The 12,468-nt window shown below is 44.6% G+C and carries 12 protein-coding genes; 3 read left to right on the forward strand and 9 right to left on the reverse strand.

Annotated elements, in window-relative coordinates; all coding sequences use genetic code 11:
• Window position 1 precedes the first annotated feature (1 nt).
• The 3 genes from H9L11_RS21680 to H9L11_RS21690 all read right to left on the reverse strand — a co-directional run bounded on the left by H9L11_RS21680 (window position 2) and on the right by H9L11_RS21690 (window position 4,522).
• On the reverse strand, window positions 2-454 hold the full coding sequence (locus tag H9L11_RS21680; protein ID WP_017820987.1) for an antitoxin Xre/MbcA/ParS toxin-binding domain-containing protein: 453 nt from the start codon (window positions 452-454) through the stop codon (window positions 2-4).
• A 165-nt stretch (window positions 455-619) separates the two neighbouring features.
• On the reverse strand, window positions 620-2,794 hold the full coding sequence (katG, locus tag H9L11_RS21685) for a catalase/peroxidase HPI (protein WP_017820988.1): 2,175 nt from the start codon (window positions 2,792-2,794) through the stop codon (window positions 620-622).
• Between the two features lie 186 nt (window positions 2,795-2,980).
• Entirely contained in the window at window positions 2,981-4,522 is a 1,542-nt protein-coding gene (locus tag H9L11_RS21690) for a glutamate synthase-related protein (protein ID WP_033906503.1), read from the reverse strand.
• A 156-nt stretch (window positions 4,523-4,678) separates the two neighbouring features.
• Here H9L11_RS21690 and H9L11_RS21695 point away from each other — a divergent pair, with 156 nt between their 5' ends.
• A complete protein-coding gene (locus H9L11_RS21695; RefSeq protein ID WP_005376501.1) occupies window positions 4,679-5,158 on the forward strand; it encodes a YbaK/EbsC family protein in 480 nt (159 codons plus the stop codon).
• 175 nt (window positions 5,159-5,333) lie between these two features.
• On the opposite strand, the gene H9L11_RS21700 is transcribed toward H9L11_RS21695, so the two are convergent.
• The 3 genes from H9L11_RS21700 to H9L11_RS21710 form a co-directional block, all read right to left on the reverse strand.
• Window positions 5,334-6,746, reverse strand: a complete 1,413-nt coding sequence (locus H9L11_RS21700) for a coniferyl aldehyde dehydrogenase (RefSeq protein ID WP_033906502.1) — start codon at window positions 6,744-6,746, stop codon at window positions 5,334-5,336.
• A gap of 125 nt (window positions 6,747-6,871) precedes the next feature.
• Window positions 6,872-7,444 carry a GNAT family N-acetyltransferase gene (locus H9L11_RS21705; protein ID WP_033906501.1) on the reverse strand — a complete coding sequence of 191 codons (573 nt, stop codon included), beginning with the start codon at window positions 7,442-7,444 and terminating at the stop codon, window positions 6,872-6,874.
• Between the two features lie 104 nt (window positions 7,445-7,548).
• Complete coding sequence (locus tag H9L11_RS21710) at window positions 7,549-8,007, reverse strand: NUDIX domain-containing protein (protein ID WP_033906500.1); 459 nt, start codon at window positions 8,005-8,007, stop codon at window positions 7,549-7,551.
• 169 nt (window positions 8,008-8,176) lie between these two features.
• On the opposite strand from H9L11_RS21710, the gene H9L11_RS21715 reads away from it, so the two are divergent.
• Complete coding sequence (locus H9L11_RS21715; protein WP_033906499.1) at window positions 8,177-9,082, forward strand: DMT family transporter; 906 nt, start codon at window positions 8,177-8,179, stop codon at window positions 9,080-9,082.
• Between the two features lie 79 nt (window positions 9,083-9,161).
• On the opposite strand, the gene H9L11_RS21720 is transcribed toward H9L11_RS21715, so the two are convergent.
• Window positions 9,162-9,476, reverse strand: coding sequence for a multidrug efflux SMR transporter (locus tag H9L11_RS21720; RefSeq protein ID WP_005376506.1), 315 nt, complete (start codon window positions 9,474-9,476; stop codon window positions 9,162-9,164).
• A 394-nt stretch (window positions 9,477-9,870) separates the two neighbouring features.
• On the opposite strand from H9L11_RS21720, the gene H9L11_RS21725 reads away from it, so the two are divergent.
• Entirely contained in the window at window positions 9,871-11,235 is a 1,365-nt protein-coding gene (locus H9L11_RS21725; protein WP_205391192.1) for an endonuclease/exonuclease/phosphatase family protein, read from the forward strand.
• Window positions 11,236-11,520: 285 nt separating this feature from the next.
• On the opposite strand, the gene H9L11_RS21730 is transcribed toward H9L11_RS21725, so the two are convergent.
• Both H9L11_RS21730 and H9L11_RS21735 read right to left on the reverse strand, forming a co-directional pair.
• Complete coding sequence (locus H9L11_RS21730) at window positions 11,521-12,054, reverse strand: hypothetical protein (protein WP_033906497.1); 534 nt, start codon at window positions 12,052-12,054, stop codon at window positions 11,521-11,523.
• The gene (locus H9L11_RS21735; protein ID WP_005376510.1) at window positions 12,048-12,434 is read right to left on the reverse strand and encodes an MAPEG family protein; all 387 of its coding nucleotides are present in this window, start codon (window positions 12,432-12,434) and stop codon (window positions 12,048-12,050) included. The genes H9L11_RS21730 and H9L11_RS21735 overlap by 7 nt, the downstream gene beginning before the upstream one ends.
• Window positions 12,435-12,468: the final 34 nt, after the last annotated feature.

Consider the following 12,468-nt stretch of genomic DNA (forward strand, 5'->3'; position numbering starts at 1 on the left):
ATTACGAGAATACCCCGTGCTCTAAACGGCCGATCAAATCTTTTACGATTTCAAAATCCACCGTGGTCGAGACCATATCAAGTGGACGTTTTCCACCTAAGCCGTACACATTCTCTCTCATCCATTTTAACGCGCGCTCTTCGTCGTCAAACAGTTCTGTCGCGAGTTTCAATAACATCGCTAATCGATAGATTGCATCACTTTCTTGCGTATTGAAGCGCTCATCGTTTTTTAGACGACGCTTGATCGTGCTAACAGGTATCAATGTGACGTTTTGAAACTCACTCTGAGAAAGCTTCACACGCTCAACAATATTGCGATACACCTTTGGCTCAAAGCCTTTGTGAACCGCATCAGTGCGACCTGTTTCAGCGTCTTCAATACCCAACATAAACCAGAAATTGGCTTTATGAGGTTGTTTCGGTTTGAAGCTTTTTAATGCTGCAGTTGCCATATCAAGCTCCTATGGTTCATATGGTCCAGTTATTATGGTTCAAATGAGCTTAACTTTCAATCAAAGTAACAATCAAAGTAAAAAGATAGGTAAAGAAAAAGGCGAGCTTTTCGCCCGCCTCTCTTACTTATTCATCAACCCATTTACCGACGGGCATCGTTTCACTTATTGCAAGTCAAAACGATCCGCGTTCATGACTTTCGTCCATGCGGCGATGAAGTCATGGATGAATTTTTCCTGATTATCATCTTGCGCATACACTTCCGCATACGAACGCAGGATCGAGTTTGAACCAAAGACAAGATCCACTCGAGTAGCCGTCCACTTCACAGCATCGGTTTTACGATCACGGATTTCATATTGATTAGCACTCACTGGTTTCCACGTATATGCCATGTCAGTAAGGTTCACGAAGAAATCATTCGACAAAGTGCCTACTCGGTCAGTAAATACGCCCTCTTTTCCACCGCCGTAGTTACTGCCTAGAACGCGCATACCACCGATAAGTACCGTCATTTCTGGCGCCGTTAGCCCCATAAGCTGAGCACGATCTAATAAAAGCTCTTCTGGCTTAACCGCGTAGTCTTTCTTCAACCAATTTCGGAAACCGTCAGCAACAGGCTCAAGTACTTCGAACGATTCCACATCCGTCATCTCTTGGGTGGCATCACCTCGGCCTGGCGCGAATGGTACGGAAACATCATGACCTGCGGCACGCGCAGCCAGTTCAATACCTACGTTACCAGCAAGCACGATAGCATCTGCAACACTACAGCCCTCTTCTGCTGCTATTTTTTCTAACACCGCAAGAACACGTCTTAGACGTTCAGGTTCGTTCCCTTGCCAATCTTTTTGCGGAGCCAAGCGAATTCTCGCGCCATTTGCACCGCCTCGGCGGTCAGAGCCACGGTAAGTACGCGCACTATCCCACGCCGTACTTACTAACTCACTAATGGATAGGCCACTTGCTTCGATTTTTGTTTTTACTAAATCAACATCGTAGTCTGTCTTACCTGCGGGCGTTGGGTCTTGCCAAATAAGATCTTCGCTTGGCACATCAGGGCCGAAATAACATGATTTTGGTCCTAGATCGCGGTGTGTCAACTTAAACCAGGCACGAGCAAAAACGTCATCAAAGTACGCAGGGTCATTTTGGAACTTTTCTGCAATCTTACGATATTCAGGGTCCATTTTGAGCGCCATATCGGCGTCGGTCATGATTGGATTGTAGCGCTTAGAACCGTCTTCAACATCGACAGGCTTGTCTTGTTCTTCAATGTCGATTGGCTCCCATTGCCATGCGCCGGCTGGGCTCTTTTTCAGTTCCCAGTCATACTTAAATAGTAGGTGGAAGTATCCGTAGTCCCATTGTGTAGGGTGTGTTGTCCAAGCACCTTCAATGCCACTCGTTACCGTGTCACGGCCAATACCACGTGTTTTGTGGTTAATCCAGCCAAGACCTTGCTCATGAACGTCTGCTGCTTCGGGCTCTGGGCCAAGGTTTGCGGCATCACCATTACCATGACACTTACCCACCGTGTGACCACCAGCTGTGAGCGCGACGGTTTCTTCATCGTTCATTGCCATTCGCGCAAAGGTCACTCGCATGTCATGTGCTGTTTTGAGAGGATCTGGGTTACCGTCTACCCCTTCAGGGTTCACATAGATAAGACCCATCATTACCGCAGCAAGCGGGTTTTCTAAATCTCGCTCACCAGAGTAGCGGCTGTTATCAGCGTCACTTGTGGCTAACCATTCTTGCTCAGAGCCCCAGTAAGTGTCTTTTTCTGGGTGCCAGATGTCCTCTCGTCCAAACGCAAAGCCAAAGGTCTTAAAACCCATGGATTCGTACGCCATGTTACCGGCAAGGACAATCAGGTCTGCCCAACTTAGTTTGTTGCCATATTTTTTCTTGATTGGCCATAAAAGGCGTCGAGCCTTATCGAGGTTGGCGTTATCTGGCCAAGAGTTGAGAGGAGCAAAGCGTTGGTTGCCTGTAGCAGCACCGCCACGGCCATCCGCAATACGATAACTGCCCGCTGCATGCCATGCCATTCGGATCATTAAACCACCGTAGTGTCCCCAGTCGGCAGGCCACCAGTCTTGGCTATCAGTCATTAAATCTTTTAAATCTTTTTTAAGTGCTTCGACATCTAGCTTTTTCAGTTCTTCTTTGTAATTAAAGTCCTGACCAAATGGGTTGGTTTTGGAGTCGTGTTGATGCAGGATGTCTAAGTTCAAGGCATTCGGCCACCAATCCATCACCGACTTATCTGTAGATGTTTGCCCACCATGCATAACTGGACATTTACCTACCGAACCGCCGTTTGCTTTGCTCATATAATGCTCCTTCGTGTCGTGGTTGTGGTAACCACTCTTTGTTATTCAATAAATCGAATATCCACCTCAAACAGCGTAGTTCATACACTGTTTTTTTAGTTAACGCCAAGTCAAAATTTCAAACATTTCAGCGAATAAATAATTGTTATCAAACATGTACCTATATGCAGAAAATATGGATAGAGATCAGTTTAAGTCCATACCTGAATACTTAATCCCAGACAGCTTCGCCATGTTGTGATCCCAGGTCGCTAAATCATGATGACTAAATTCATTCAGAGCGTGATGACCACACGCCCTCGCCATGACTTTCATGAGCTCGACCGAGGATTCGAAGAAATTTTTCAGTTGCTGGGATGACTTTTCAACGTCGAGACGCTGCCTCAAATCGGCATTTTGTGTCGCAATGCCTGCCGGGCAATTATTGGTGTTGCAGATGCGAGCCGCGACACAACCGATCGATTGCATCGCACTGTTTGCTATCGCTACTCCGTCTGCTCCAAGTGCCAACGCTTTGACAAAATCCGTAGGAACTCGCAACCCACCGGTGATGATTAATGTGACGCGGTCACTTACGCCTTTTTCATCTAAGTACTTACGTGCACGAGCTAATGCAGGGATGGTGGGCACACTAATATGATCACGGAACATAGTTGGCGCCGCACCCGTGCCACCACCGCGACCATCTAAGATGATATAATCAGCCCCAGCATCAAGCGCAAACTGAATGTCTTGCTCAATATGGTTGGCACTGAGTTTAAATCCAATTGGAATACCGCCTGTGATGCCACGAACTCTGTCAGCAAACTTTCTGAAATCGTGAGTAGTGTGAAGATCTTTGAACGTTGGTGGTGATATCGCTGGTTGTCCTTCGGGGATGCCTCTCACCTGAGAGATCTTACCTACATTTTTATTTGCAGGCAGATGACCACCCGTGCCCGTTTTTGCTCCTTGCCCACCTTTAAAGTGAAACGCCTGAACATTAAGAAGCTTAGATTCGTCGTAGCCAAATTGAGCACTAGCAAGCTCATAGAAATACCGTGAATTAGCGGCTTGTTCTTCCGGTAACATGCCACCCTCACCAGAGCAAATCCCAGTCCCTGCCAACTCTGCACCTTTTGCTAGTGCAATTTTCGCCTCTTCAGAAAGTGCGCCAAAACTCATGTCCGACACCAACAAAGGAATGGCGAGTCTGAGCGGCTTACGCGCGTTTGGTCCCACAATCAACTCGGTAGACACAGGAACGTCTTCCAACAACGGTTGTGTCGCCATTTGCGCCACCATAATTTGTATAGCATCCCAATGTGGTAGCAAATGCCTAGGAACCCCCATTGCAGCCATCGGACCATGATGACCGAGTTTAGAGAGTCCTTCTCTCGCTAATTGGTGGATAAACTCGAGGGTTGGTTCTTCTTGAGTAGCAGACGCCGTTGGTTTGTCTCTTTTCTCTCGCTTTTGTTCCGGTCCCTCTTTACCGACTTGCTCTGCGGTAAATCGCTTGTGTGTACCATCACAAAAAGGAGCATTGGCGGTATGCTTACATTGGCAGAGATAGGCATCTTCGTCTTTTTCCGCACTAAAGCTCATTGGCTTTAAGCCGGTTCCCGAATGAGACCCATCGCAGTAAGGTTGTTTTTTAGAACGCCCACATCGGCAGAAGTAATATTCTTGCCCAGCTTTCAACTCTACTTTGATCGGCTTGTTATCAGCGATGATTGGCTTGCTCATGTTGCCCCCTATTTATTATTGTTAACCATGCTTTCTCGCTGGCTTGCAATAAGCGTAGAACAGGAGCGTAAAGAGCGTCAGTGTCGCCGAGTAAAATGCGCGATTGTCGCCCGACTAACCTATACTTTTTATGGGTCTCATACACGTGGAGGCTATATGACGATTGCAACCCGATTAGATGAATATTTGACTGAGCATAACATTCACTTTCAAACCGTGAATCACAGCCACAGTCATAGCTCGCTACAAAGTGGTGTTGCAGCAGGTGTGCCTTTAATGAATATCGCAAAAGGTGTGATTCTAGAGGATCATGAAGGGCGTCATATGATGGCGGTCTTACCTGCCAACAACAAAATCAGTTTGTCGAGATTAAACGACGAATTTAATGCCACCTTCCACTTGGTGAAAGAGCGTATGGTTTACCGACTCTTCACCGATTGTGAACACGGCGCTATTCCACCGATTGGTAGCCCTTACCACATGTCGACAGTTTGCGATGAAAGACTAGCAAACTTGGAACATGTCTACCTTGAAGCTGGCGATCATGAAACTCTGATTAAGCTGGACCGAAAGGCGTTTAAAGAACTGATGAACGACTGTAGATATCTAAGATTCAGCAGTGAAGTTCTGCATTAAACTTGCCAAGATCTCTCGACACTTCCTGAACAAGGCTCTTTCAACAAGAGCCTTTCTTTGTTTTGTTGGTAGCACGCGATGGAAGTTTCTCGGACTTTGGTGCTCAGCGTTTCAGAGCATATAGAAACAAAAAACCGCCTATTCGGGCGGTTTTTTATCAATCAAATCATAATTATTATCGAACAAAGATCTTTTGGATCGCTTTTATCGCCATAGCCCTACGGCGCATTAATACGCTCGTTCTTGGCAACCATTTCGGTGTGTGAAGAATGGTTTTCGCATGACTAAAAGTTCTGAATCCTTCCTCTCCGTGATAATGCCCAATACCCGATTCACCAACGCCACCAAAAGGCGCATCTTCAGCGCCAACATGTAAAACCGTATCATTAACGCCGACGCCACCACTGTGGGTGTTGCGTACAATATGTTTGATGGTCGATTTGTCGTCCGACATAACATACAGCGCAAGTGGTCTTTGGCGCTGATTAATGTAGTCAATCGCTTCATCAACGGCATTGTAGGGCTTAACAGGTAGAAATGGCCCGAAGATCTCCTCTTGCATGATTCGCATATTCGGCGACACATCCGTGACCAAATGAGGATACAGAAGTCGTTCCTCTTGGGGCGACGCTTCAACAGTGTGAAGGTTAGCACCTTGCGCTTTTGCATCCTCAAGTAGCGCAGTCAAACGATCATATTGTCGTTGGTTGACAATATGGGTCAGCTTTTGATTCTTGTTGGATTTTAAATAGAGCTTTTCAAAACGTTTTAAGAATAACGAAATGAACTCTTCGACACGTTCTTGCGGTACAAACGCGTAGTCAGGCGCGACACAAATCTGGCCTGCATTAATGCATTTACCAAACAAGATAGCATCAACGGCTTTCTTCATGTCTGCATCTTTTGCAATGATCACCGGGGACTTTCCACCCAACTCTAACGTCACCGGGGTAAGGTTTTCCGCTGCCGCTTTTGCCACTGCGCGACCAACACTCGTAGAACCCGTGAACAAAAGGTGATCGAATGGCAGTTGGCTGAATGCTTGTGCGACGTCTGCTTCACCCTCAAAAACTTCGACATACTCAGACAACCCACGGCAAATATCGACGATGACTTTATTGGTTTTTGGCGTAAATTCGCTGAGCTTCATCATCACGCGGTTGCCAGCAGCCAATGCTGTCACTAAAGGCGCAAGGCTCAAAATCACAGGAAAGTTCCACGGTGAAATGATCCCGACGACACCTAACGGTTGATACTGAACGGTGACTTTAGAAGGTGCGAGCAATAAGCCGGATTCGCGCTTGCTGGGTTTGCACCATTTTTTTAGTCGTTTGAGGGTATAATTAATATGCGAGACCGTTGGCAAAACGTCGGTCATGGCGGTATCAAATTCTGAACGATAGCCAAAATCGTCACTTAACGCTTCAACCAAAGCTTGTTTGTTCTCAAGCAGCGATTTTTTTAACAAAACGAGGCGCTGTTTACGTTCATCCAAACTAGGATAAGGCTCGGCTGCATATGCCGCTTTTAAGCGTTCGAGGCTTTGCTGTAACAAGTTATCTACTTCAACCTCTGTGATTGCGTTCATGATGCTTCTCCTAGCCTAGTTTCTACCAATGACGCTCCAAGTTAACACGAGCGCAACAATGTTACTATTGTAGCGCTCGTGAAGTTAGAGTTCGAACTCTGATTAAAATATCTCTGGGGTGGATACTACATCAAACGTAGTTCATAAATGCCTAGTCGTTGAGAGCGGTCAAGCATATCAAACTCATGATCAACGTATTCTTTTAATGTGGCGCCTGCACGCTCAGCAATATTGATGCTAGCGATGTTATCTTCCATACAATGGAACTGAATGAATTGTGCGTGCCCTTTCTGCTTCAAAAAAGGGATCAATACTGCGAGTACTTGATCAATCACACGATGGCCTCGCCCATTATTGGCAAGCCAGTAGCCAATTTCAGTAACACGTGTATGTAAATCCACACCTTTAATGCCAATAACACCCGTAAGCTGCTCATCAAAATAAATTGCACACCAGTGGGAATCCAGCGCGTTACTGTTCACTCGCAGGGAAATGTAGTTCACGGCCTCTCTATGATTCGTGACAGAATCCGTCCAAGGTAGATAGCCCTCAAGGCTCTCTCGGTGAGTGTTCACAACCTCTAGTAAAGCGGACGCGTGTTTCGTGTTGAGGGGCTCAATTGAGACCCTTTGCGAGACGGAAAAACGCTTCTGTAAGTGATTTCCTTGATACGTCTCTTGGCATGTAACTTCATCCATAGATGTTATTCCTTTTTATTGTGAACGCTCAGCGCAAATCCTAACGCTTCATTTTATGAGAACAAACCTCTCTATAAAAACTAATCAAAGCCGTTGCCGTTCATTTAGCCCTTTTGATCGATCAGCGTAAATGGCGTTAGTGATGCCACATCTACATAATGCTTCCATACATGTTCATAGAGGTGATGCTGATTGGCAAACGGAGCCAGCTGCTTAGCTTCTTCAAGCGTACACCAGCGATACTCTGTATGCTCATCGTTAAGAACAACTGATTGGTTAGGCGGACAAAATAGCACAAAACATGGGATAACCATGATACGGTTATTTTTTGCTTCGTAGAACTGCTCTAGAAAGTCTGCTGTATGTAACTCAACTTGGTCAATTAGTGTCTCTTCTTTTAACTCTCTTAAAATGGTTTGCCACCCGGCTTCACCCGCTTCGATACCACCTGCAACATGGCACCAATAGCCACCTTTTACGCGTTTGAGTAACAGCATTTTTTCTATGCCATCAATTTTTGAAATGACAACGCCTGAAACATGCGTTGCTTTTATCGGGATCATGTAAGCTCCTTAAATATCGAGTTTTTATTGTTACGCTGAAGAGAGGCAGATTAATTGCTACGTATTCTACTGTTTATTCATCTTGTCGACAGAAGTGTTTGAGTTGAGAGGATTTAATCGCTAACTAAGTATGCTAAAGTGAGATCTGTCGCAACAAATGAGCAGTAAAATGTCCAATTCATTCAACACTATGATTCCCATCGGTGTGCGCTTTATGGTGCTTTCCGCGTTCGGCTTTGCTCTGATGTCGGCTACAGTAAAGCACGTCGGCAACTACGGTATCCCCGTTTTTGAAATCGTTGCAGCAAGAGCGCTCGTTTCACTTATCATTAGTTATTTCGATGTAAAGCGAAAACGAATTTCTGTATGGGGCAATAATAAGCCATTACTATTTGCACGCGGTGCTGTGGGCACGATGGCTCTGATGTGTGTATATTATTCAGTGACCACCTTACCTTTGGCAGAAGCGACGATATTCCAATATATTCATCCGGTATTTACTGCACTACTCGCCGTATTTTTCTTGAAAGAGCGCATCCAGCCGTCAACTTTCCTTTGTATTGCGTTGTGCTTACTCGGCATCTATATCATGGTAAGCCCAGAAACTGGGCAAGGCTCAGATAGCGCTTTACCAATGTTTAGCGTCATGATTGCGATCTTAGGCGCATTTGGTAGCTCAATTGCCTACGTCATTGTCAGAAAACTGAGTCAGACAGAAGACAGCTCAGTGATCATTTTCTATTTCCCGTTGGTTGCTCTCCCCGCTTCACTCTTACTGATTGGCGACGATTTTGTAATGCCCGATCTATATCTGACTTTCATGTTGGTTCTAGTTGGTGTCTTTACCCAAATTGGGCAATTGGGGTTAACCAAAGCGATGCAAACTCAACAAGCGGGTAAAGCCTCCGCTTATTCGTATATCCAGATCGTATTTTCTGTGTTGTTAGGCATCATTTTTTTTGGCGAGGTTCCGATCATTTGGACGTACGTCGGTGGCGGTCTGATTGTTACAGGCGCATTAATTAATGCGTTTGGTCATCACTTACGGTTACCTTTTGTTAAGCGCAACGCTTGATATACCTACCTAGAACCGTAAACACGACATTTAGAAAAACAGCCAGAGTGACTCTGGCTGTTTTGTGTTTAGCCTAACGTTAAGCTGATATTTTTAACCCTGCGATACCAGCGACAATCATTAGCAAGCTTAAGGCTTTGATAAGTGTTGCTGGCTCATTGAACAGATAAATACTCACGACTGCCGTGCCTATTGCGCCAATCCCTACCCATACTCCATAAGCAATGCCTAAAGGCAAGGTTCTTAACGCAATGCCAAGCAACCAAAAGCTCAATAACATAAAGACAATAGTGAATGCCGAAGCACCGAATTTGGTAAACCCTTGTGAATATTTAAGACCGACAGCCCATGCGATTTCACACAAGCCCGCAATGAAGAGAATTCCCCAAGCCATGTCACATTTCCCAACGAGATGGGGTCGTCCCCGAGAAAAGATAGAGCGGTGAGGTCGTCCTCACTTCTGATTGACTGCTTATTATATACGGAAATCTAAACATAAAAAATAAAACACGGCGATAAGCATACAACTCAAACATCTCATGCACTCTTAAATTCTACGCTTTTCTTTTTAACGGTGGCGGACTCTCTATTTCGCATCAATAACGACACCGTTTTTTAACAATTTACATATAACCTTCTGGTGTTGAAAGTGTTGCATTTATTGCACAAATCACACAAAAACTAATTGAACATGTAAATATGAAAACGTTTGTGTGACTAATATCGCTTAAAACAATGACTGATGACTTTAATATTCAGCCGAATTAATTATAAGGTATGACGTACCCATGAAAGCAATCAAAACCTCTATCGCTGTCCTTGTTGGCGCCGCTCTACTATCTGGATGTAATGACGATACTGAATACGTCAATGTTCAGCCTAAAGAAGTAAAAATAGCGACTTACAACCTCTCTTTTGACCGCGCTACCTTCGAAACTTTGGTAGATGAAATGCAAATTGAACCAACGCAGCAAGCTGCGTTGGTCACCTCTTATTTAGACGGTTCAATCGCAGCCGAAGACAAAACCACTGCGGAAAAAGTCATTCAAATTCGTAACGTTGCAGCAATCATTCAAAAGAATCGTCCTGATGTTCTCATGATGGCGGAATACAACAACGATGGAACAGGTAAAAACAAAGCAGCCATTGAAGGATTCCAGAAGAACTACTTGTCTGTCGCGCAAAGTATCGATGGCGCGGGCGGTGAAGCAAACCTTGAGCCTATTGAATACCCTTATGCTGAATCTTATTCAACCAATACAGGGTTGTTGAGTGAGTTTGATCTCGACAACAACGGAACCGCAGGTCAAATGCCAGGTGATGCATGGGGCTTTGGCATGTACCATGGTCAATATGCATTTGCCCTTATGTCTAAGTATAAAATTGACACGGCAAACACACGTACATTCCAAGCATTTAAATGGAAAGATATGGAAGGTGCGAAAATTCCAACCATTACTATCTGTGACGGTTCGCAAAAGATTCCAGACGGCATGAAGTGTGGTGATGAATGGTACTCAGCGGAAGAATGGGATCAAGTGCGTCTATCTTCGAAAAATCACGTCGACGCGCCAATCATCATTCCAACTCGCAATGGCGAGGAAGTTGTACACTTGTTGATGTCTCATCCTACTCCACCAGTATTCGACACCGGTAAAAACAAAGCGCAAAACGCAGCAGAAGTGGAGTTTTGGCATCATTACATTCAAGGCAAAGACTATTTTTACGACGATGCGGGTAAAACAGGTGGCTTAACGAACGGCGCTAAATTCGTAATGATGGGTGATCAAAACCTTGATCCAGTGTCTGGTGACGGTATTAGCTCTGTAATGCAGGAGCTGCACAACGATCCATTGGTTAACCAAACCGTGATGAATGGTGAGCTTTACCCAACAAGCTTTGGTGCAGCTGAACACGCTGTTGACCGCAGTTCAACTCACCCATATCCGAATCGCATCACTTCAACGTTTGGCTTAGGGGTAGACTATGCCTTGCCTTCAGCAAATTTGAATGTAATAGACTCTGGTGTGTACTGGTCAGCGTCTTATGAAGAAGGCCATAAACTATTTAACGATGCACGTATCGGTAAGTATGGTGATGGTAAGGATGTATCTTCCGACCATCGCATGATCTGGATTAAAGCACAGTTCTAGACCGCATAAAAAAAAAGCCAACCACAAGGAGTCGTGATTGGCTGTATATATTTGTGAACAAGATGGTTCACTAACAACGTCAGTTGGCTAGGTGACCCTCGGCTTAGAAAGGGTCACTCATACTAAAGCATGAGGCGTGCCAACTTTTCAGTGCACAAAAACAGGTTGTTATTTAATCACTTTCATTAAAACTTAACCAATAGCTACTGTTTGCTCACAGAATAAATTGCAATTTGCAAACTACCATTGGCATTTCGCAATAAACCTGATCTTTAGCTCTTGCTTTTATTGCTTCCTAGCTAAGTCGCGTGCAAGGATTAACGCAAGTCCGAATACTTGCAAGAAGAGTCCGATATTCTTGTACCAAGCGATCTTTTCATCCTGCTTTGCCATTACCTCATTGAGCTCTACATTCTCAATGTAGTAATTATCGATGCGGTCTCTATACGAAGCTTGTGCCTGATTTATCTTTGACATCAGTTGAGGAAGTTGATCAATTTTTATTTCATCCGACTCGTTGAGAACCCAAGAAGATAAATGCCCTGCTAATACCTCTTCTAGCTCTAAAGGTATCGCTACGCTCTGACTTATGTGCACATGCAGCAGTAAAGCTTCTCTTTTCCTTTCTAGGGTTTCCACACTGTTCCATGCGAGTTGGATGGAATACAAGTTTTCTGCTGTTTGCTCTGCGAGCTGCGAGTGCTGTTTACCCAACTTATCAAGGACTAAGCTAGTAACGATGATCGCGCCAATATTCAGTACTAATCCAATCAGAACGAGTACCCAAGGTGGTGGAATGTAACGTCGCAGACTTACCATAACTTATCGTATGGCAGGTAAATCATATTTAACACAACCAATGAAAGTATCACCAGAAATGTCACCTGCATCCCTCTAATGCGCTTTTTCAAGTCTTTTTTCAATATGCCTTTAGCATGAATAACTCGACCAATTACAAAAATAATACCGGTGAGATGTATCCATGTTGGGTAAGCACTATTAAATTCTAAAAGTGCCATTAAAATCAGGGTGATGGGGATATATTCTGTCGCATTACTCTGGGCACTACGAGCAATTTGTAGAGCCTCTACCCCACCATCGGCATAAGCAATTTGATTTAAGCGACGTTGCTTAATTACTTGAACAGCCAACCAAATAATGAGTATTGCGAGAATGTTGGCATACAGAGCTGTGATCATATGTCGTCCTTCTTGATCTGGTTTTCACTTATAT

The sequence above is a fragment of the Vibrio sp. sp1 genome (assembly GCF_016920955.1).
Classification (GTDB): Bacteria; Pseudomonadota; Gammaproteobacteria; order Enterobacterales; family Vibrionaceae; genus Vibrio; species Vibrio alginolyticus.